General features: G+C 60.0%; 21 protein-coding genes. 10 read left to right on the forward strand and 11 right to left on the reverse strand.

Annotation, left to right across the window (positions count from 1 at the left end):
- Positions 1-96: 96 nt before the first annotated feature.
- The 4 genes from M5B99_RS00345 to M5B99_RS00360 all read right to left on the reverse strand — a co-directional run bounded on the left by M5B99_RS00345 (position 97) and on the right by M5B99_RS00360 (position 4,826).
- The gene (locus M5B99_RS00345) at positions 97-681 is read right to left on the reverse strand and encodes a cob(I)yrinic acid a,c-diamide adenosyltransferase (RefSeq protein WP_248802119.1); all 585 of its coding nucleotides are present in this window, start codon (positions 679-681) and stop codon (positions 97-99) included.
- A gap of 2 nt (positions 682-683) precedes the next feature.
- Positions 684-2,720, reverse strand: a complete 2,037-nt coding sequence (locus M5B99_RS00350) for an ATP-binding protein (RefSeq protein WP_248802120.1) — start codon at positions 2,718-2,720, stop codon at positions 684-686.
- A gap of 235 nt (positions 2,721-2,955) precedes the next feature.
- Positions 2,956-3,873: a putative 2-dehydropantoate 2-reductase gene (locus tag M5B99_RS00355; protein ID WP_248802121.1), complete on the reverse strand. Its 918-nt coding sequence runs from the start codon at positions 3,871-3,873 to the stop codon at positions 2,956-2,958.
- A complete protein-coding gene (locus tag M5B99_RS00360) occupies positions 3,873-4,826 on the reverse strand; it encodes a GGDEF domain-containing protein (RefSeq protein WP_248802122.1) in 954 nt (317 codons plus the stop codon). Before M5B99_RS00360 ends, M5B99_RS00355 begins: the two co-directional genes overlap by 1 nt.
- 118 nt (positions 4,827-4,944) lie before the next feature.
- Between M5B99_RS00360 and M5B99_RS00365 the strand changes: the two genes are divergently transcribed.
- Positions 4,945-5,430: a YajQ family cyclic di-GMP-binding protein gene (locus M5B99_RS00365; RefSeq protein ID WP_100938812.1), complete on the forward strand. Its 486-nt coding sequence runs from the start codon at positions 4,945-4,947 to the stop codon at positions 5,428-5,430.
- A 125-nt stretch (positions 5,431-5,555) separates the two neighbouring features.
- Complete coding sequence (locus M5B99_RS00370) at positions 5,556-6,398, forward strand: mechanosensitive ion channel family protein (protein ID WP_248802123.1); 843 nt, start codon at positions 5,556-5,558, stop codon at positions 6,396-6,398.
- Positions 6,399-6,506: 108 nt separating this feature from the next.
- Here M5B99_RS00370 and M5B99_RS00375 read toward each other — a convergent pair whose 3' ends face one another.
- The 6 genes from M5B99_RS00375 to M5B99_RS00400 form a co-directional block, all read right to left on the reverse strand.
- Positions 6,507-7,703 (reverse strand): haloacid dehalogenase-like hydrolase, encoded by a 1,197-nt coding sequence (locus M5B99_RS00375; RefSeq protein ID WP_248802124.1) that lies wholly within the window; start codon positions 7,701-7,703, stop codon positions 6,507-6,509.
- Between the two features lie 2 nt (positions 7,704-7,705).
- Positions 7,706-8,773 (reverse strand): ABC transporter ATP-binding protein, encoded by a 1,068-nt coding sequence (locus tag M5B99_RS00380; RefSeq protein WP_248802125.1) that lies wholly within the window; start codon positions 8,771-8,773, stop codon positions 7,706-7,708.
- A gap of 74 nt (positions 8,774-8,847) precedes the next feature.
- Positions 8,848-9,633, reverse strand: coding sequence for an ABC transporter permease (locus M5B99_RS00385; RefSeq protein ID WP_248802126.1), 786 nt, complete (start codon positions 9,631-9,633; stop codon positions 8,848-8,850).
- Complete coding sequence (locus M5B99_RS00390; protein ID WP_248802127.1) at positions 9,630-10,526, reverse strand: ABC transporter permease; 897 nt, start codon at positions 10,524-10,526, stop codon at positions 9,630-9,632. The genes M5B99_RS00385 and M5B99_RS00390 overlap by 4 nt, the downstream gene beginning before the upstream one ends.
- Before the next feature lie 92 nt (positions 10,527-10,618).
- Positions 10,619-11,725 (reverse strand): ABC transporter substrate-binding protein, encoded by a 1,107-nt coding sequence (locus tag M5B99_RS00395; protein WP_248802128.1) that lies wholly within the window; start codon positions 11,723-11,725, stop codon positions 10,619-10,621.
- 616 nt (positions 11,726-12,341) lie between these two features.
- A complete protein-coding gene (locus tag M5B99_RS00400) occupies positions 12,342-13,688 on the reverse strand; it encodes an OprD family porin (protein WP_248802129.1) in 1,347 nt (448 codons plus the stop codon).
- 960 nt (positions 13,689-14,648) lie between these two features.
- On the opposite strand from M5B99_RS00400, the gene M5B99_RS00405 reads away from it, so the two are divergent.
- On the forward strand, positions 14,649-15,080 hold the full coding sequence (locus M5B99_RS00405) for an HIT family protein (protein WP_248802130.1): 432 nt from the start codon (positions 14,649-14,651) through the stop codon (positions 15,078-15,080).
- A complete protein-coding gene (locus M5B99_RS00410) occupies positions 15,077-15,283 on the forward strand; it encodes a SlyX family protein (protein WP_103496682.1) in 207 nt (68 codons plus the stop codon). Before M5B99_RS00405 ends, M5B99_RS00410 begins: the two co-directional genes overlap by 4 nt.
- Before the next feature lie 180 nt (positions 15,284-15,463).
- Here the strand turns inward: M5B99_RS00410 and M5B99_RS30020 are convergent, their stop codons facing one another.
- Positions 15,464-16,069 (reverse strand): cold-shock protein, encoded by a 606-nt coding sequence (locus M5B99_RS30020; protein ID WP_318654552.1) that lies wholly within the window; start codon positions 16,067-16,069, stop codon positions 15,464-15,466.
- A 368-nt stretch (positions 16,070-16,437) separates the two neighbouring features.
- On the opposite strand from M5B99_RS30020, the gene M5B99_RS00420 reads away from it, so the two are divergent.
- From M5B99_RS00420 to ruvC, 6 genes are all read left to right on the forward strand, one after another.
- The gene (locus M5B99_RS00420; RefSeq protein ID WP_248802131.1) at positions 16,438-16,908 is read left to right on the forward strand and encodes a Dps family protein; all 471 of its coding nucleotides are present in this window, start codon (positions 16,438-16,440) and stop codon (positions 16,906-16,908) included.
- A gap of 254 nt (positions 16,909-17,162) precedes the next feature.
- Positions 17,163-17,501: a ribbon-helix-helix domain-containing protein gene (locus tag M5B99_RS00425; protein ID WP_248802342.1), complete on the forward strand. Its 339-nt coding sequence runs from the start codon at positions 17,163-17,165 to the stop codon at positions 17,499-17,501.
- 166 nt (positions 17,502-17,667) lie between these two features.
- The gene (locus tag M5B99_RS00430; RefSeq protein WP_040070481.1) at positions 17,668-17,889 is read left to right on the forward strand and encodes an FmdB family zinc ribbon protein; all 222 of its coding nucleotides are present in this window, start codon (positions 17,668-17,670) and stop codon (positions 17,887-17,889) included.
- Between the two features lie 83 nt (positions 17,890-17,972).
- Entirely contained in the window at positions 17,973-19,748 is a 1,776-nt protein-coding gene (gene aspS / locus M5B99_RS00435; protein ID WP_248802132.1) for an aspartate--tRNA ligase, read from the forward strand.
- Between the two features lie 126 nt (positions 19,749-19,874).
- Positions 19,875-20,621: a YebC/PmpR family DNA-binding transcriptional regulator gene (locus M5B99_RS00440; protein ID WP_248802133.1), complete on the forward strand. Its 747-nt coding sequence runs from the start codon at positions 19,875-19,877 to the stop codon at positions 20,619-20,621.
- Between the two features lie 16 nt (positions 20,622-20,637).
- Positions 20,638-21,162, forward strand: a complete 525-nt coding sequence (ruvC, locus tag M5B99_RS00445; RefSeq protein WP_100938827.1) for a crossover junction endodeoxyribonuclease RuvC — start codon at positions 20,638-20,640, stop codon at positions 21,160-21,162.
- Positions 21,163-21,203: the final 41 nt, after the last annotated feature.

Here is a 21,203-nt window from a genome sequence, read left to right on the forward strand (position 1 = left end):
GAGGTGATCGGTTTTACGACTGCTGCGCAGTCGAGCGCGGGCAAGCCCGCTCGCCACAGAATTGAGCCCGGCTGCTGGTTCAATGCTGTTCGATCTTCAGTGAGAGACCGGCTTTTTTGCCGCCTCCCACAATACTTCGGCGATCTTCTCGCGCCGTGCAATCAATCGCGCCGCCACAAATAGCAGATCCGACAGTCGGTTGATGTAAGCCAATCCAACCCCGCCCAAGGGTTCGACGGCATTCAACTGCTGGCAACGCCGCTCGGCGTTACGAGCCTGGCTGCGACAGACATGCGCCTGGGCAATCAACATCGAGCCACCGGGCAGGATGAAGTTTTCCAGCGGCCCCAACTCTTCGTTCCAGCAATCGATGGCGTTTTCCAGGCGTTGGATCTCGGCAGCGTCGAGAGCCTGGTAAGTCGGCATCGCCAGTTCCCCTCCGAGGTCGAACAACCGATGCTGAACCGGTGCCAGCACCTCGATCAGCTCATTGAGCTCCGGATGGATCACCACCAGCTCCGCCAATCCGGCCAGCAGCAGCCCCAACTGGCTGTTGAGCATATCGACTTCGCCGATGGCTTCGATCCGCGGATGGTCCTTCGGTACCCGACGCCCATCGCCGAGCCCGGTTTCCCCGGCGTCGCCGGTGCGTGTGTAAATCTTCGACAGACGAAAACCCATGCTCATGACTCCGCTTTGCTCAGTTCGGGAAGTGCCGCCTGGCTACCGGCCAACGGCAGGCGCAGGGTGACGCAGGTACCTGCGCCCGGCGTCGATTGCACTTCCATCTGGCCTTTATGGTTATTGGTGATGATGAAGTAGGACACCGACAGACCGAGGCCGGTGCCCTGGCCGATTTCCTTGGTGGTGAAGAAGGGTTCGAAGGTCCGCTTGCGGATATGCTCCGGCATTCCGACGCCGTTGTCCTCGACCTGGATCTCGGCCCAGGGCGGATTCAGGCGGGTGCGCAGGGTAATGCGTCCGGGTTCGCTGTCGTTCTCACGCTGGTGGATGGCCTGGGCGGCGTTTTTCAGCAGGTTCAGCAGCACCTGTTCCAGCTCGTTGGCGGTGCCCGGGACCGGCCCCAACTGCGGGTCGAACTGGCGGATGATCGCCTGGCCCTTGAAGTCGAAACCGATGGCCAGGTCGAAGTCATTGCCGGCAATTTCCACCGCCTGATCGATCAGCGCCGGCAGGTCGCAGGGTGCCATCTCGCGGTTGCTGCGCCGGCTGAAGCTGAGCATATGGGTCACGATCTTCGCCGCCCGTGCGCCGGCCTGCTGGATGCCGTCGAGCAGTTGTGGCACCTCGCGGCTTTGCAGGTAGCGGTTGACGGTGTCCAGGTCGATACCGGCCTGTTGCGCGTATTCGAGGTTCTTCGGCAGCTCCGGGGACAGGCGTCGGCGGATGTTCTGCACGTTGTGCAGGATGGCCCCCAGGGGGTTGTTGATTTCGTGGGCCATGCCCGCGGCCAGGCCGCCGACCGAGAGCATTTTTTCCGATTGCACCATCATTTCTTCCAGCGACAGGCGTTGGGAGATATCGTCGATGCGGATCACCACGCCGCGTCCGGCACCGCCCATCAGCGGGTAGAAGGTCAGGGCATAGTGGCGGGCTTCGTCGTCCTTGACCCAGGTCACCCGCTCGATCTTTGCCACACTGTGCTGTTCGACGGTTTCCTTGAGCTGCGGCAGGAACGGCTTGAGCGGTTCGAAGGCGAGAAAGATCGGCTGGTTCAGCGCTTCGTCCAATGGCGTGCCGGAAAGGGCGCTGGCTTCCTGGTTCCATTGGGTGACATAGAGCTGCTCGTCCAGGGCGATCAGGGCCGAGGGCATGGAATCGATGATGCTGTTGAGGTAGTTCTGGAAGCCCGTGAGCTTTTTCTCGATCTTGCTGCGCACCTGGACTTCGAGTTCCAGCTTGCGGTTGGTGTGGCGGGTTTCCTCGGCCAGCCCCTGGGCCTGGTCGTAGGCGGCCTGGGAGTCGTCGCGGGCGCGCTTGAGCTGCTGCTCCCGGGCTTCGATCCGCGACAGCATGGTGTTGAAGGCTTCGGCCAGGCTGCCGATCTCGTCGTGGTTGCCGCGCGAGGCCCGCAGTGAGTAGTTCTCTTCCCGGGTAACCTGGCGCGACAGCTCTTCGAGTTCGTGGATCGGCCGGGTGATCAGGCGCTTGATCTGGCGGGCGATGATCAGCCACAGCAGGATACTGAAGGTCAGGATGCCGAGGCTGGCAGTCAGGGTGCCGGTGTAGAACGCCACCGGCAATTCGCTGCTGGCCACCAGCAACAGGTGCCCGGGTGCCGAGCCCTGGCGTGGTATCTCGACGACCTGGTTGCTGCGAAACTCGGTCAGGCGCCAGGCTTCGATATGGCGAAAGCGTTCCGGCAGCTTCAGGTGATTGCCGTGTTGCAACTGCGCCAGGCGATTGCCCGGGCCGTCATAGAGGGCGGCGGCGCGCAGCGGCGAGTAGCTGTCGAGTTCCTTGAGCAGGGCCGCGGCAGCTTCTGGCGAGTCGAGGGCCTGGCTGATCAGGTTCGGGCTGGACACCAGCCGACCGATGGTCTGCAAGGCCTGGGGCGCCATGCTCTCCTGGGAGATCCAGTAGGCGGCGCTGATGAACGTCAGGTTGGCGACCAGTAACACGGTGGTCAGCAGGACCAGGAGGGCGGCGAGGAGTTTCTGGCCGACCGGCAGGTTTTCGAGGCGCTGGCGCAGAGGCATCGGTTGTCCTGTTTCGAGAGGCGAATGGCGGCGGGCAGCGTTCTACCGCCGAGCCTTGCTTGAGTGTATCAAACTGTAGGAGCAGGATTTACCAGAACGCCGGAACGCCGGAACGCCGCGAAGAGGCCCTTGAGACCGCTGAAAGCTGTGGGAGCAGGATTTATCCGCGAAGAGGCCCTTGAGGTCACCAAAAGCTTCGCGGGCAAGCACCGCTCCCGCATCTATGGTTACCCGCTCAGGTGCTGGGCAGGCCCTTTGCCATCAGGTGGGCCACCAACCGGTTGTACAGGCGGCTCAGGTGCGGCAGGTTGCGGTGATGGCGGGCCGCTGCGGCGCAGGCATAACCCAGCAGGTAACCGATCTCGGTGCGCCGCCCCTGGGTGACGTCCTGATGCATGGAGGAATAGTTCGCCGCAGTGGCCTGGATCACCCGTTCCACTTCGCTGTGCAGGTCCAGGGCGGCGTCCGGCTGGCCGCAGCATTCGAGCAGTTCGCTCAGCTCGGCGCAGAGTGTGGCGACTTCACAATGATGTTCCAGCAAGCCGCCGTTACGGCAATCGTAGAGCACCGTCAGCGGATTGATGGCGCAGTTGAGCGCCAGCTTGCGCCAGAGCCGGGTGAGAATCTGGGTGTTCCATTCGTGGGGAATGCCGGCCAGCGTCAGGTCATCGAGCCAGTAGGGCGGTTGCGGATGGGCAACGTCCCCCAGCCAGGTGAAACCGTGACCGGCGAACACCACCCGCCAGTCGCCATCGCGAAAGGCGCCTTCGGTGCTGGAGGCGAACAGGCAGCGCGCGTGCGGTGCCCGGGTCGCGACCGCGTCTTGGCTGCCAAGGCCGTTTTGCAGCAGTATCAGATCGGCGCCAGGGGCGAGGCGTGTGGCGAGGCGGGCCACCGCGGCTTCTGCGTCGTAGGCCTTGCAGGCAACCAGCAGGCGCTCGATGGGCGTGTCGGCATCGAGAGTCTGGGCCGCAATGGCGAAACGTTGTTCCCGGCCTTGTTCGACCAGGGTCAGGCCGCCTGCCGCTTCGTACGCCGCCAACCGCGCCGTATCGCGCAGAATCAAGGTGACCGGCAGGCCGGCCCTGGCCAGCCGGGTGGCCCACAGGCTGCCCAGGCTGCCGGCGCCCAGTACATGCCAGTGGGTGCTCATCAACTGCGTGCCGGCAAGCGTTTGGCGCTGACCACGCCGCCGGAATAGGACTCGAGCAGCAGGTGCTCGGCCTCGTCGAACAGGGTTTGCGGGTCCAGCGGGAAGCACTTGCTGTCCAGGCCGATCAGGCTGATGCCGGCCTTGAGCTCGATGGGCCCGGCGTTGGTCATGAAAGTCTTGAGGTTCAGGCCTTCATGCAAGCGCTTGAAGCTGCTCGGTGCGCATTCCTGCAGGTCGGCCGGCATGGTCATCAGGACGAAATGCCGCTCGTCCAGGCGCGCCAGTACATCCAGCGGACGCACCAGTTGTTGCAGGCGGCGGGCGATCGCTTGCAGCAGTTCGTCGTAGAGGTCGTTGCCATACTGGCGTTGCAGCAAATCGGCCTGTTCGATCCCGATCAACAGATAACAGATGGCCCCGCCACGGGCCTGGACCTGGCGCAGGCTGTCGGCGAGTTTCTGGCGCAGGTAACGGGCATTGCCCAGGCCGGTCAGGGAGTCCACCAGGTTGCGCTGTTCGAGGCTGGCGATGTTCTGGCGCAGCAGGCGGTTTTCCTGGCGCAGGCGCTGCAAGGTGTTGCACAGGCGGTCGGCGGCGAGCACCCGGGTCAGCAGGTGGCGCTCGACATCGACGGGGGCGAGCAGGTCGTCGATGTCGTTGTCCGAGGTCTCGTCCAGCAACAGCGAGGGGGATTGGTCGCTGATGAGGATCACGTAGGTGTAGTGATCGTTCATCTCGTCCCTTTGTCGGACCTTGGCGGCAAGCGCCAGACCTGCGATTCCCGCGCAGATCAGCAGGCTGGCGGCCCGCTGGTCGACTTGCTCCAGGGCCAGGATGCCGTCATTGGCCTGACGAATGTCCTGATAACCCGCGCGCTGGAGGCTGCTGCCCAGGGTACTGCTGGCCAGATTCTCATCACTCACCAGCAAAATGCTCAGATCCGGGTTCGGCATGGGTGACTCACAAGTGAATGAGTGGGAAGAACCGCTATAATGCTCGCGGATTTTAACCGTCAAACCAGGCGCGCTCCATCGGTATTGAGTGGCGCCGATTTTATTTTGGAGAAATACGATGCCGTCGTTCGACGTGGTATCCGAACTGGACAAGCACGAAGTCACCAACGCCGTCGAGAACGCCGTCAAGGAACTGGATCGTCGTTATGACCTCAAGGGCAAAGGATCCTTTGAGTTCAAGGACAAAGAGCAGACCATCATCCTGACCGCCGAAGCCGAATTCCAGCTCGAAGCGATGCTGGAGATCCTGCGCATGTCTCTGGTCAAGCGCAAGATCGACGTCAAGTGCCTGGAAATCAAGGATGCCTACGCATCCGGCAAACTGATGAAACAGGAAGCGACCTTCAAGGAAGGGATCGACAAGGATACCGCGAAGAAAATCGTCGCGCATATCAAGGATGCCAAGCTCAAGGTCCAGGCCGCCATCCAGGGCGAGCAGGTGCGGGTCACCGGCAAGAAGCGCGACGACCTGCAGGAGGCTATTGCCAACCTGCGGGCGAAGGAATTCGACGTGCCGGTGCAATTCAACAATTTCCGCGACTGATCTAGTCTGTCAGGGAACCTCTGGGAATTATCGGCGTCGGAGGGCCCAGCCACGGTGAAACGGTGGGCCGCACAACGCGGCAGTCATCGTTTCGCCGGGTCATCGCATGGTAACCGGAGAGAACAATGGATTTGAACGCGCAAGTGGATCAGTTGGTGAAGGCCTCCGAGGCCTGGATCCCGATGATCATGCAATACGGCAGCCGTGTGCTGCTGGCCATCGTCACCCTGTGCATCGGTTGGTGGTTGATCAACAACCTGACCCACCGCGTGGGCAAGTTGCTGGCGTTGCGCAATGCCGACCTGGCGTTGCAGGGATTTATCAGCAGTCTGGCGAACATAGCCCTCAAGGTGATGCTGATCGTCAGCGTGGCCTCGATGATCGGCGTGGAGACCACTTCCTTCGTCGCGGCCATCGGTGCGGCCGGCCTGGCCATTGGCCTGGCGTTGCAGGGCAGCCTGGCGAACTTCGCCGGCGGGGTGTTGATCCTGCTGTTCCGACCGTTTCGCATTGGTGACACGATCACCGCGCAAGGGATTACCGGGACAGTGGACAGCATCCAGATTTTCCACACCATCCTGCGTACCGGCGACAACCAGACGGTGATCATTCCCAACGGCAATCTGTCGAACGGCATCATCACCAATGCCAACCGCCAGGCCACCCGCAAGGTGGTGTTCGATGTCGGCGTGGATTTCCAGGCGAATCTGCAGGAGGCCCGCGAGGTGCTGCTGGAGATGGCCAAGGATCCGCGGGTGTTGACCGATCCGGCACCGGCGGTGGTCGTCGCCGCGCTGGGCGCGCATTCGATCACGGTTTCCTTGCGGGTGTGGGTCAATACCCCGGATTACTGGGATGTGATGTTCATGTTCAATGAACAGGCCCGGGACCGCCTGAAAGCGGCGGGCATCGAGATACCGTTTCCGCAGCAGGTGGTGCGTATGCTGCAGGAAGAGTCGGCGAAGTAAGCGAGGTCCTGATGCCTGGCCGCCGGGCCGGGCGTCAAGGACGGTGCTGGTAGCCTTGGTGCTGACGCGCGCTGACCAAGCGCGCACCGCCAATCAGTCCGCCTGAGCTCAGGCTAGCAGCCGGGCCTCGGTGTGGCCGTAGCGCAAGGTTTTTTCGTCGGCGTTGAAGCGGCCGGTGTGCTCGTCCCGGCCCTGTAGCACAAAGCGGGCGTCCGAGCGGCCCAAGGTGGCGACCGCCTGTTGGCTGTTGTCACCCATCACGCCTTTTTGCAGGCGGTTGATGATCACCCCCAGATGCGTATCGGCAAAGTCCTTCATCATCCAGGCGTCACCATCGCTGTCACCGAACACCAGCGTTGGGCCGTAGCCTTTTTGTGCGACAAACACATTCTGGATGCCGACGGTCTTGCCCGGCCCCCAGTTGAAGTGCCAGTCCTTTTTATACACATTGGTGTATTTGCCATCGGCCATTTCCAGCTTCAGTCCGAGGATATTTTCCGTCGGCAGCCCGTAGCCGTATTTCGGATCGCAGGCAAAAACCCGTACGACGTCGTCGATTGATGCGGTGGAGATGTATACATCGAAACCGTTGGTCCGCAAGGTCTCCATCAGCACCACAATTTCAGCATGCACGCGCATGCCGTGGAAGTGCACCGGAGCAACCCGCCCCGTGCGCCCGGGCATCTCTGCGCTGCTGTGGATACGCGCCTGGTGCAATTTCTCACCCAGGTTGTATTCAATGGAATCGGACACCATTGCCTGCAGCTCGGCTGTGGTGAAGTTCTTATAGAAATAGATGATCCACTTGTAGCCCACTTCCATTGGGTAGGTGTCGCACAGCGCACCGTACATAAAGTAGAACTTGGCGCGGAAATTCTGGAACTGCGCGCTGGCACGGATGACCTCCAGGGGCTGCGTGCCGCCCAGTACGGCGCAGTGCGTGTACAACCACTGGTAGGCGTCGTCGATGTCGGCCGCCAGGTCTTCCATCGAGATGCGCTGGCCGTCCAGATTGGTGTAATCCCCGTGGAACAAGCCGGCTGGCACATCCTGGCGCAGCACTTCGGCAAACTCGGCCGGCGTCAGTTTGAACAGCAGGTTTTCGGCCTGGTACAACAACAAGGATTCTTCGGTGTCGTTCATGATGCAGGTATTGTCCCAATCGAACACCGCGTACGGCTTTTGGGCAGGGTTGTAGCCGGCACTGCCGCAGCCCCGGGTTTGCAGCACCTGGTTGATAGCCCGTCGGTTGGCTGCCGCCCAGCCCGCGGGTTCCGCGGGCAATACAAAGTTGTCGATCGTCATGCTCAGGCCGTTTCTTCCAGTACCAAAAGATTATCGAATGAGAAGCCCAGGGTGATGTGCTCGCCGCGTTGGGGCAGCGCACGGTGCGGATCGTTGAACACGTCGAGTGAGATCACCACCGCGTCCATGCGCACCCGGATACGTACTACGGCGCCTAGAAAATCAACGTCTTCCACCGTCGCCGCCAGCGAGTTGCGCCCCGATGTCGGCGGCTCCAGCACGATGGCCTCGGGTCGGATCGCCAGCGCACGGGTTTGGCCTACGGCGGCATCAACGATAGGGTTCGATGTTACCAAAGGCTGACCGCCGACGCAGATCTGGCCCGCGGCGGCATCCACCACCACGCCGGACAGCAGATTCAGCGTACCGACAAACGACGCTACAAAACGGGTGCGCGGGAAATTGTAGACCTCGCTCGGCGTGCCGATCTGTTCAACCCGGCCTTCGCTCAGCACCACGATGCGGTCCGAGATCGACAAGGCTTCTTCCTGGTCATGGGTAACGAAGACCGAGGTGATGCCCAGCTCGCGTTGTACGGCACGGATCTCTTCGCGCAGCGAGACACGGATCTTGGCGTCCAGCGCGGACAAGGGTTCGTCCAGCAGCAGCACCTGGGGCTTGCCGGCGAGCGCGCGGGCCAAAGCCACACGCTGTTGCTGGCCGCCCGACAGTTGCGAGGGATAGCGCGCGCCCAGGGCCGCGAGGCCGATGAGCTGGAGCATCTCGGTGACGCGCGCGTGGACCTGCTCCATTGGCATCTTGGCCACCTTCAGGCCAAAGCCGATGTTCTCGGCCACGGTCATGTTGGGGAACAGCGCGTACGACTGGAACACCATGCCGATGTTGCGCTGGTTGGTCGGCGTGTGGGTCACATCCTTGCCATCGAACTTGATGGTGCCACCCGACGGGCTTTCGAACCCAGCCAACATGCGCAAAATCGTCGTCTTGCCGCAACCCGATGGGCCCAGAAAGGTGATGAACTCGCCACGGGCGATGTCCATCGTGAAGTCATGCACCGCGGTCTGAACGCCGAAGGCTTTTTTCAGGTGGGAGATTTCAAGGAAAGCCATGGGATGTTTCTTCCGTCAATGTAGGGGTTGCTACTCGGCTCAGTAGCCAGAACGCATGTCACCCGGGGATGTGCTTAAGGCTTCGCGTTCTTGGCGTTGCGCCCGAACACCTGGATCAAGCCCATGGAGGCCCAGGTAATCATGAAGGCCATCACCGCTAGCGCGGATGGCTCGTAGGCCTTGTTGGCGCCCACCAGTTGCAGGTAAGGCCCGAACGCGGGACGGTTCAACAGGCTGGCCATGGTGAACTCGCCGATCACCACGGCAAAGGTCAGGAACGCACCCGAGAGAATCGCCGAACGCAGATTCGGGAAGATCACCTTGAACAGAATGGTGAAAGTGTTCGCGCCCAGCGCCTCGGCGGCCTCCGTCAGGGTGCGCACATCGATGGTACGCAGGCCGGTATCGATAGAGCGGTACATATACGGCAGTGACAAGGTGACGTAGCTGCACACCAGCAGGAAGTCGGTCGCCCGCTCGTTGCCGGTCAGCGGTATCCAGGAATTGCTGCCGAAGATGCGCAGATAGCCAAACACGATGACAATGGCTGGGATTACCAGTGGCAGCAAGGTGATGAACTCCACCAGCGGACGCAGCTTGGGCAAGCGCAATTGCACCCAGTAGGCGGTGGGCACGACCAGCAGCACGCCGACCACAATGGTGACGATCGCCATCAGGACCGAATAGCCAAACGTGGCTTGGAACTGAGGATCGCTGAACACCACCCGGTAGGCTTCGAAGCTGTATTCGCCGCGCAGCATGCGCAGGCTGAACTCAAAGGTGGCCAGCAGCGGAATCAGGAAATAGCTGGTGCCCACGCCGATGGCGATCCAGGCACCCAAGCGAGAGGTGGATTTCATTTGCGGCCCTTTTCCGATTTGCTGCGCAGCCAGATATAGCCCGCGTTGGATACCCCGGTAATCACCACCATGCCCAGCGCCAGCGCGTAGCCCAGGTTGGGGTTGTGCAACACGTCGCCGCGGATCTGCGCATAGAGCAGGATAGGCACAATGTTCAGCGAGCTGCCGGTCAGCGCATAGGCTGTGGCCACCGCGCCAAAGGCGTTGGCAAACAGAAGCAGCATGGCGCCCATGATGCTGGGCCACAGCACCGGCAATGCAATATAACGCCAGTAGTGGTAGGCGTTACCGCCCAGGCAATCACAGGCTTCGCGCCATTCGCGTTTCAGGCCTTCAAGTGCCGGGGACACAATCAGTACCATCAAGGGAATCTGGAAATACAGATAGGTCAGTGTCAACCCGGTGAAGCTGAGGATGTTGAAACCGGTGGAATAGAGGTTGAAGCCCAGGTATTTGTTCATCAGTGCCGTCACCAGGCCCACCCGCCCCAGCGTGGCCAGGAACGCGAAGGCCAGCGGCACGCCGGCGAAGTTGGAGGCCACGCCCGAGAATGTCATCAAGGTAGGACGAATCCACTCGGGTAGCTTGCCCTGGACGGCCGCCCAGGCCAGCAGGAAACCGATAATGCCGCCGCCCAAGGCCGACGCGGCACTGATGCGAAAGCTGATCCAGTAGGCGCTGACCACGTTCGGGTCCGCCAAGCCGGCGATATTGGCCAGGGTGAAATGGCCGGACGCGTCCTGGAAGGCACCCACCATCAGATAGCCGGTGGGCAAAAGCAAAAACAGGATGGCGAAAGCCAGAAAGGGCAGCACCCCCAGCCAGTGCCAATTGAGCGACCTGCCCGGAATGGACGGCGCCGCGGGTTTTGCAGAACTCAAGGAATCAGTCAAGTGAAGCCCACCTTTCAAGCCACCATCCAAGCCATAAAATGGCTGGCACGACCCGTGAAGGCCATGCCAGTACTAACGCCATCGAAGGCTGATTACTTCACGCTGGCGCCAACCAGGGTGTCCCACTGCTTGGTGATGGCTTCTTTGCTCGAGTTCTGCTCGTCCAAAGTCGGGAACACGGCCTTGGCGTAGCCTTCCGCGGGTGGCAGCTTGTCGAGCATGGCCTTGGGCAGCTTGTTGTTCGCGACCAGGTCGTTGAAACGGATCGGGTGGCAGTAGCCATTGAGCCAGCCCACCTGGCCTTCGTCCGAATACAGGTATTCCAGCCACAGCTTGGCGGCATTCGGGTGCGGAGCATAAGCGCTGATAGCCTGCACATACACGCCGGCGACCACGCCCGACTTGGGCACTACCACTTGCACATTGGGGTTGCCCTTGAGTGAGTCGCGGTCGGCCAGGGCGTTGTAGTCCCAACGGATTATGATAGGGGTCGTGCCTTGTGCCAGGGAGGCGGCCTTGCCGATCACCGGCACAAAATTGCCGGCCTTGTTCAGATCGCCGAAGAACTTCAGGCCGGCTGCGGCGGCCTTGGTGGGATCGCCGCCAGCGGCTGCAATACCGGCGGCATAGATGCCCTGGATGGCCTGGTTGGCGGAACGCGGGTCGCCCGCCAATGCCACGGAGTTCTTGTAGTCGGCCTTGAGCAGGTCGCTCCAGTCGGCCGGTATCGAGCTGATCAGGTCGGTGTTGATTTCGAAAGCCAGCACGCCGTAGTAGTCGCCATACCAGTAGCCATCGGCATCCTTCACCGAGTCAGGAATAGTTGCCCAGCTGGCCACCTTGTAGGGTTGCAGCAAGCCGGCAGTCTTGGCCTGAGGGCCGAAAGACAGGCCCACGTCGATGGTGTCGGGTGCTTGCGGCCCCTTGTTGTCCTTGTTGGCCTTGATGGCTTCGAGTTCGTCGCCCGAACCGGCGTCAGGGTTCAATTCGTTGACCCTGAGGCCATACTTGGCTTTGAAGTTCTTGATCTGGTCGCCATAACCGCACCAGGAATTCGCCAGGGCGATAACCGTCAGTTCGCCCTCTGCTTTGGCCGCTGCGACAAGTTCCGCCGAGGCGGCCGATGCCTGTTGCGCGCAGCCAAGAGCTGCGGAGATGGCTGCAGTTAGAGCAAGGGCTTTGAATGTTTGACGTGGCATATCACTTCCTTTTCGGTGTCCGGTAGATGGAAATTTGACGGCGGAAGATCAGGCACAGCGAACCCGCTTGGCGCAACGGCAAGGTAGTACATCTATTATGTAAGCAATCAGCCGACACCTGGCCCAGGCGGGCAGTACAGGAAAGAAAGGTAACTTTCAGAACTTCAAACTCATACTACTGTCGGTGCTGTGCTTGCGCAATCGTAGTGGCGATTTATGACTTTTTCGCGACAATTTGGTCGTAAATAGCAATGTTCGGGCTGAAATGGGGGGGGAGGCCTGGCTCCAGTGTAGGAAGGTGTTCCAGATAGAACTACCTGGCTGCTGGAGGTAGAGAAAGAGGTTGTCGGATTCATTTTAGAACCCTTGTTTTTGCAGGTGGGCTTGAGCGGGTATTTGGGTTCTTGCCTGGCTCCAGGTTCAGGTAGAGGCCGCAGGATTTGATAATAGCTACACCGCGTAACACCACTTTTATGATGCGATAAAGTTAAGTTGGCGGGACGCGCTGTCGTTATGGGCAGTCGAAACTCAACGACTTACAAGTTTGCACCCATATTGAGCGCACAAAAAAAGGCCCATCACCAGGATGGGCCTTTCTTCAAACGAGCATTACCAATTACTTCTTGGCAATCGCCATCAGGTCGAGTGGGTACTCGGTGATCAGGCGGAACTCGTTGATGTTGCCTTCGGCATCAGCAGCATTGCCACGGTGCCAGGCTTGGCGTGCACGGAAGGACAGGTCTTTCAGAGGACCGGTCTGTACAACGTACTTGGCTTCCACGTTGGTTTCGAAGTGGTGACCGTTTTTGCCATAGCCATTGCCAGCGTAAGGGCTATTGAGTGGGATATTGCTACCGTCAATGCCTTCGCCATGAACATAACGAGTCATGAAGCTCAGGCCTGGAACGCCATACTCAGCCATTTTCAGGTCATAACGAGCTTGGATCGATCTCTCGCCAGGACCGTTGAAGTCAGAGTACTGGATGGAGTTGGCCAGGAAAATCGAGTCGCCACCGCGGTTACCCTTATCGCCCACAGACACGTAGTCGAACGGTGTATCACCATGTACTTTTTGGAATGCCAGGGTGACGGTGTGTGCCTTGAGGAAGGAGTAAGCCGTCGCGAACGAGAACGCAGTGTTGTCGATCTTGCCCGCCAGCGCCGAACCGGTATCGGTTGTGCGGTAGACGTTGAGGTCGAAGTTCAGCGACTGGTCTGTAGCCAGGGGCAGCGTGTAGTTTGTGTTGACGTAGTACTGGTTCCAGACGTCCTTGAATTTGGCGCCATAGAGAGAAACAGTCAGGTTTTCGTTGATGCCATACTTACCGCCCAAATAGTCGGCAGCCTTGACTTCGGCGGTAGAATAGGTGGTGCCCAGCTTCTGTTGCAGCGAGGTATTATCCTGGTTGCTGCCAGCGTAGAAGTGACCGGCTTCGAGATCGAGGTCTTTGATCTCGCTGCTCTGCAGTTGGAAGCCACGACCGGTCTGCGAGAACAGACGGCTGCCGCCCAGGGCGAAAACTGGAGCCGTGCTAGGAACGAAGTCACCAAATTTCAGCTCGGTCTTGGAGATGCGGACGGCAACGTCGGCACCGGCTTTACCAAAGCTGTTGTTGTTGTTGCCATTGGCGGAACGGCTAATGTTTTGAGAGCCTGACTGGGAGTCTTCACCGCTCAGCAGGAAGCCAGCGTCGCCGAAAGCATCAACCTTTACGCCAACTTGGCCTTGGGTGTAACCCGAGCTGAATTTGCCGAGGACACCTTGGGTCCAGTCGACCAAGTCATGGGCACCGGCTTTTTTGTCCCGGTTGAAATAGTAGTTCTTCAGAACCACGCCAGCCGAAGCACCTTCAACGAAACCGGGGGCACTGGCCTGGTCGGTTACGAACGGTTCGGCCATGGCCATTTGGGTGCCTGCTGCGGAAACAGCCAGGGCGATCATGCTCCACTTCATCACGCGCATCGTGATTTGCTCCTTTGGTTTTAGGAAGAGTACTGCCGTCCCACCTGTATTTTTGTCTGGGCGGCTCTTTCTTTTTTGTGTCGGCGCAAACTTATATCACGCTGACAAACTTGGCGATACTTGCACACCTATCCTTGCGGCTTCTTTACGAGCCTGTCGCAAAAAGCTAGCTCCATGTCGCAAATTCACAGCCTTTGTACAGCGGCTGTACAACTTCAGCGCTGTTTTCAGTGGCATGAGCATAGAAGCAAATGGTCTATGTTCAAGCCCTGAAATCTCCATGGGCGCACTGTACTGCGTTGTCTCGGTGTCGCAGGGGCTTCAGCGTCCGGGCCGACCCTCTGTCGCGACTATTTACTCACCAATGCAACAAGCATGCACAAAGTGAAAAATTCGTGATAAAAAATTTACGTGGTGCCGTCATCAGGCTGAAACCCTTATGAAACCTGGGGTGCTTGGCGTTTGTGCCGGCACTTGACGTACTGCTTTTTCTTGTGCTGCTAATTCATTGAAAATCCATGGAAAGCGAAAAACGTTACCGGTCCACACTCCGACTGGGTAGTCGGTGACTGAAGCGTGCACTGATAGTAGTCGTAGTGTGCGCTTTTGGTGCAAAAAGCTGATCGACAGTTTCGGTGTGGGCGCCGGCTACTGGCAAGGAGTCTTCTCTTATCCCTTGAGTCAGCTTTCGCCGTCGATGACGTAGGTCAAGGATTTCAGAAAAAGGTGACATTTTTGTGGAGGCGTGGGTTTTTTGTTGCTGGTGTGTAATTTTGTGGTCTTTTTTGCGCTGGAAATGTGCTGCTTGTTCCATTCTGGCGCAGCTCGCGCTCCATATTCGCGCATTTGCGACCGGCGCTTGCGTGGCCCGTGAACCGGCGGCCGATCAAGGGTATCCTGACGGCCTGTCGCCGGGCCTTTGCCGGGCGCAAACCTATCCGTCACGCAGGAGTATTCACGGTGTTCGTTCTCGATTCGCGCCTTCAACAAGACACCTTGCCGATGGGCGACCTGCCGTTGTGCCGTGTGCTGCTGTCCAATGATGCGAACTATCCCTGGTTCATCCTGGTGCCTAGGCGTGCGGATATCCGTGAAGTGTTCCAGCTGGAGGCTGCCGATCAGCAGCAGTTGTGGCGCGAGACCACGGAGCTGGCGCAGTTGCTCCAGGCCACCTTCAAGGCGGACAAGATGAATGTCGCGGCCTTGGGTAATGTGGTCAGTCAGTTACACATGCATGTGATCGTGCGTCGGCGCGATGACGTGGCCTGGCCGGCACCGGTCTGGGGCAAACACCCGGCACGGCCTTATAGCGATGAGGAAGTCGGCGGGATTCGCGAGCAATTGCGCAGGGCGTTCCAGCATGACCCGCGTTTTGTGCAGGCGGGCATATGAACCTTGAAGATCGCGTGACCGAACTGGAAAGTCGCCAGGCGTTTCAGGATGACACCATTCAGGCGCTCAATGACGTGCTGGTGGAGCAGCAGCGGGTGGTTGAGCGCCTGCAACTGCAGATGGCGGCTTTGCTCAAGCGCCATGAAGAAATGATGGGGCAGTTTGATTCCTTCGAGGAGGAAGCGCCGCCGCCGCATTATTGAAGGCAGAACGATATTCTGCGCGGATACGCGGGCTAATGTGGGAGCCGGCTTGCCGGCGATGAGGCCGATGAGTCTGGTCGCGCTTATCCGGACGCCATCGCCGGCAAGCCGGCGCCTACAGATTTTCGATCATAAAAAAACGCGAGGCAGCCAGGCTGTCTCGCGTTTTTTTGTGACCGATCAGCGGCGCGGCAGCGCTGCGATCACGTCTTCGGCTTGCAGGCCCTTGTCCCGGTTCATCACCGAGAACTCCACACGCTGGCCTTCGACCAGGACGCGATGGCCTTCGCCACGGATGGCACGGAAATGCACGAAAATATCATCGCCGGAATCCCGCGAGATAAAACCGAAGCCCTTGGATGTGTTGAACCACTTCACGGTGCCGGTATCACGATTGCTCATGTCGTAGCTGTGGGCAGCCGCCGCCGGGGAAGATTTCTTGTAGAAACTCACCGCCAGGTGCAGCAGTACGGCGATTACGGCGGCCAGGAGGCTCGGAAGCACGGCGGGTTGGCCGCCGATCAGGGTCAGGGGGGCGAGCAGGGTGAGGATTTGCAGTGCCACGGCGACGATCAGCAGGATGCTGACCAGGATTTGCAGTTGATGCCGTGGGCCCTTGTTCCAGTAAGGAATGACTGGCGCGAGGGTCAGGTTGAGCAAGCCGAAGAATGCCAGGTACAGCGCATCAGGTTGTTGCAGGTAAGGCAAGGCTTCGGATCGCAGGCTGGGGATAAAGGACAGCAGCAGGGCAACAGCGCCCGTTAGCAGGTGGACGATTTTCAACATTTTGATTGACTCACTCAAGACGGATCACAAGGAAGAGCGGGTGGCACACGGTTCGCTTCTGGAAAAAAGGTGAGGCGTTGGGCACGTGTGGGCATCCGCCTATGCGCCACTGTCAGAGATTCGACAGCCACGACACAGTCTCTATTTAACAGCAAAGCCCATGCCTTCTCAAACTTCGACGCCGGGTCGCTGTCGGAGAACTTGTGGCGGGGCCGGGCCGGCGCCGACACAGCCCGCGGGCCAGACGCCTGCCGGCGGTAGCCGCGGCGGATTTGTCGCGGTCGACGCGGCTGCACGCGTCGTAGGTGCTTGCTAGAGTGGTCCTGCACCTGTGAAGACGATGATCCATTCTGACCAAGGGGATACATATGGCTATTGATATCGGTATCAGCGAAGCAGACCGTAAATCCATTGTTGAAGGTCTTTCCCGTCTGTTGTCGGACACTTACGTGCTGTACCTGAAGACCCACAACTTTCACTGGAATGTCAGCGGGCCGATGTTCCGCACGTTGCATTTGATGTTCGAAGAGCAATACAACGAGCTGGCCCTGGCCGTGGACCTGATCGCCGAACGCATCCGTGCCCTGGGTTTTCCCGCGCCGGGGACCTATTCCACCTACGCCCGTCTCTCCTCCATCAAGGAAGAAGAAGGGGTGCCGAGCGCCGAGGAGATGATCAAGCAACTGGTGCACGGCCAGGAAGCGGTCACGCGCACGGCGCGCGGCCTCTTTCCGTTGCTGGACAAGGTCAGCGATGAGCCGACCGCGGACCTGCTGACCCAGCGCATGCAAGTGCACGAGAAAACCGCCTGGATGTTGCGCGCCCTGCTGGAGGGATAGGCACGCGCTGGCGCGAATGAAGTCGTCGCTGCTTCATTCGCGCCAGGTGCCGGTGGGCTTGGGTATTCGCCAGGGTGCAGGCCTTCGCCCGGGTCCGGCCCCAGGCTTTTCGTTGTTCTTCCTTATTAATGGACTCTTCCTACGGAGGCTGTAGTGCAGTCTGCTGGATAGGGTTTTTTACTTAATGTTTTATGTAAGGAGGTTTGCCAGGAGCGCCTTTATTCAAAGGTGTGCAGCGACGGAGTGCGATGAAAATGGTTCAGTGGGTAGGGCATGAGGTGGGGAGTTCCGGTTGTTTGCGCAAGACCCGGGTGGATCCCCTGTTACTGGATTTCGATATTGGATTGGCGAAGCCAGTTTCGCGCTCGGTGCGTTTGAATGGTTTTGCCACCTGCTTGCGTCTGGAGGAGGTTTATTGGAAGGTACTGGCCGATATTGCCAATACCCATGAGTGTACGGTCAATGCCTTGCTGTCCAATGTGGATATGGAGGTTCACCTGCGCTATGGCGGGGTGAAAAATTTCAGTGGCTTGATTCGCGTGGTCTGTGTCGTCCATCTGTTGACGTTGGGCGGTTTGTCCCGGTCCCTCTAGGCGTGTCCGGACGTCTCGGTGGATTGGCGGGACGGCATGGGCCGGGGCACGGACCGGTCCACGGCTGCAAAGGCTCGATTTAACGGATATAATCCCGCTCTTTGCTGCATGGCCCGTCCCGGGCTCGGGCAGCAGTGATGCCGTTATCTGATTGCCGAGACGCCCCATGCCCATGTACGACTACCAATGCGCTTCCTGCGGTCATCAACTGGAAGCCATTCAAAAGATCAGTGATGCACCGCTGGTCGATTGCCCGGCCTGCCAGGCACCGCAATTGAAGAAAATGCTCTCCATGCCGGGCTTCCGCCTGAGCGGCACCGGCTGGTATGAGACGGATTTCAAGACCGGCAGCAAGAAAAACCTGGCCGGTGGCGATAAAGCCGACTGAAATAAGCGACACGAGCGGGCGCTTGTCGCGTTGCAAAGACAAGACCTCCACCGAATTCGAATGACTAGAAGCGAACCACGACCATGATGCGCAGCCATTATTGCGGCCAACTGAACGAGAGCCTGGAAGGCCAGGAAGTCACCCTTTGCGGATGGGTCCACCGTCGTCGCGACCATGGCGGGGTGATTTTCCTCGATATCCGTGACCGCGAAGGTCTGGCCCAGGTGGTCTTCGACCCGGATCGCGCCGACACGTTCGCCGCCGCCGATCGCGTGCGCAGCGAGTACGTGGTCAAGATCACCGGCAAGGTCCGCCTGCGTCCGGCCGGTGCCGGCAACGCCAACATGGCGTCCGGTGCCATCGAAGTGCTGGGCTATGAGCTGGAAGTGCTGAACGAAGCGGAAACCCCGCCGTTCCCGCTCAACGAATACTCCGATGTCGGCGAAGAAACCCGCCTGCGCTATCGCTTTATCGACCTGCGCCGTCCGGAAATGCTCGAGAAGCTGCGCCTGCGTTCGCGCATGACCACCAGCATCCGTCGCTACCTGGACGAAAACGGCTTCCTCGACGTCGAGACGCCGATCCTGACCCGTGCGACCCCCGAGGGCGCCCGTGACTACCTGGTACCGAGCCGCACCCACGCCGGCAGCTTCTTCGCCTTGCCGCAATCGCCGCAGCTGTTCAAGCAACTGCTGATGGTGGCCGGTTTCGACCGTTACTACCAGATCGCCAAATGCTTCCGCGACGAAGACCTGCGGGCCGACCGCCAGCCGGAATTCACCCAGATCGACATCGAGACCAGCTTCCTCGATGAAAAAGACATCATGGGCCTGACCGAAGGCATGATCCGCAACCTGTTCAAGGAAGTGCTGGGCCTGGAGTTCGGTGAGTTCCCGCACATGACCTGGGACGAGGCCATGCGTCGTTACGGCTCCGACAAGCCGGACCTGCGTATCCCGCTGGAACTGGTGGACGTCGCCGACCAGCTCAAGGACGTTGAGTTCAAGGTGTTCAGCGGCCCGGCCAACGACCCGAAATGCCGCGTGGCCGCCTTGCGCGTCCCGGGTGCGGCGAGCATGCCGCGCAGCAAGATCGACGAGTACACCAAGTTCGTCGGCATCTACGGTGCCAAGGGCCTGGCGTATATCAAGGTCAACGAGCGCGCCAAGGGCGTCGAAGGCCTGCAGTCGCCGATCGTCAAGAACATCCCCGAGGCCAACCTCAACGTGATCCTCGATCGCGTCGGTGCGGTCGATGGCGACATCGTGTTCTTCGGTGCCGACAAGTCCAAGATCGTCAGCGAAGCCCTGGGCGCGTTGCGGATCAAGGTCGGTCATGACCTCGAGCTGCTCACCTGCGAGTGGGCGCCGATGTGGGTCGTCGACTTCCCGATGTTCGAAGAAAACGAAGACGGCAGCTTCACTGCCCTGCACCACCCGTTCACAGCGCCGAAGTGCTCGCCGGAAGATCTGGAGGCCAACCCGGCCACCGCGCTGTCCCGCGCCTATGACATGGTCTTGAACGGCACCGAGTTGGGCGGCGGTTCGATCCGTATCCACCGCAAGGAAATGCAACAGGCGGTGTTCCGTCTGCTGGGTATCAGCGAAGCGGAACAGGAAGAGAAGTTCGGCTTCCTGCTCGACGCGCTGAAATACGGTGCTCCGCCCCACGGTGGCCTGGCCTTCGGCCTGGACCGCCTGGTGATGCTGATGACCGGCGCCCAGTCGATCCGCGAAGTGATCGCGTTCCCGAAAACCCAGAGCGCGGCCTGTGTCATGACTCAGGCGCCAGGGCTGGTGGACGCCAAGGCACTGCGCGAGTTGCATATCCGCCTGCGCGAAACCCCCAAGGCAGAGTAGGACGGACCCGAGGGCGCATCCATTGGATGCGCCTTTTTTCACGGTCGAGACTTTTAATTGCCGGCCGCTGCCACCGGGCAGGGCGGGCAACGTTTCAAAGAGCACAAAGAGAATTCGGAGCGAGTTATGGCAGGTCATTCCAAGTGGGCGAACATCAAGCACCGCAAAGAACGTCAGGATGCCAAGAAGGGCAAGATCTTCACCAAGTGGATTCGTGAGCTGACCGTTGCCGCTCGTCAGGGCGGTGGTGATCCGGGCTCCAACCCACGCCTGCGGCTGGCGCTGGACAAGGCTCTCGGGGCGAACATGAGCCGCGATATCATCGATCGCGCGGTGGCCCGTGGTGCCGGTGCCGCCGATACCGACGATATGGTCGAGCTCAGCTACGAAGGCTACGGTCCTGGCGGCGTGGCGGTCATGGTTGAATGCATGACCGACAACCGCAACCGTACCGCGGCCGCCGTGCGCCATGCATTCAGCAAATGTGGCGGCAACCTGGGGACCGATGGTTCCGTGGCCTACCTGTTCGAACGCAAGGGGCAACTGTCCTTCGCCCCGGGCATCGATGAAGACGCGCTGATGGAAGCGGCGATGGACGCCGACGCCGATGACGTGGTGACCCACGAAGATGGTTCCATGGATGTGTTCACCTCGTTTGCCGGCTTCTATACGGTGCGTAATGCCCTGGATGCGGCGGGATTCAAGGCGGCGGACGCGGAAATCGTCATGTTGCCGACCACCAGCGCCGAACTCGATCTGGAGGGCGCGGAAAAGGTCCTCAAGCTGATCGATATGCTCGAGGACCTGGACGACGTGCAGAACGTCTATTCCAATGCCGATATTCCCGAATCGGTAGCCGAACAGCTCGGCTGACCCAAACGCAGGCGCTATGACTTTAATTCTTGGTATCGACCCCGGTTCGCGCATCACCGGTTATGGTGTGGTGCGCGACACCGGGCGCGGCTGTGTGTATGTTGCCTCGGGCTGCATTCGCACCGGTAGCGGCGAGTTGCATGAGCGTTTGCAGATCGTCTACCGCAGCGTCCGCGAAGTGATCCAGACCTACGGTCCGGTGACCATGGGCATCGAAAAGGTGTTCATGGCGAAAAACGCCGACTCGGCGCTCAAGCTCGGTCAGGCTCGGGGCGCGGCCATCGTTGCGGGGGCCGAGGAAAACCTCGAGATCGCCGAGTACACCGCAACCCAGGTCAAGCAGGCCGTGGCCGGCACCGGGGGCGCCAACAAGGAGCAGGTGATGATGATGGTCATGCACTTGCTCAAGCTCACCACCAAGCCGCAAATCGACGCCTCGGATGCCCTGGCGATTGCCCTGTGCCATGCGCACACCCGTTCCAGCCTGTTGCCCCATGGTCTGGGCGCCGCACGTAGTCGTGGCGGTCGCCTGCGTCTCTGATAGCATCATCGCCTCAAACAGTTTTGCTTGCCGATAGCGCC

This window comes from Pseudomonas sp. MWU13-2100, from assembly GCF_023242365.1.
Classification (GTDB): domain Bacteria; phylum Pseudomonadota; class Gammaproteobacteria; order Pseudomonadales; family Pseudomonadaceae; genus Aquipseudomonas.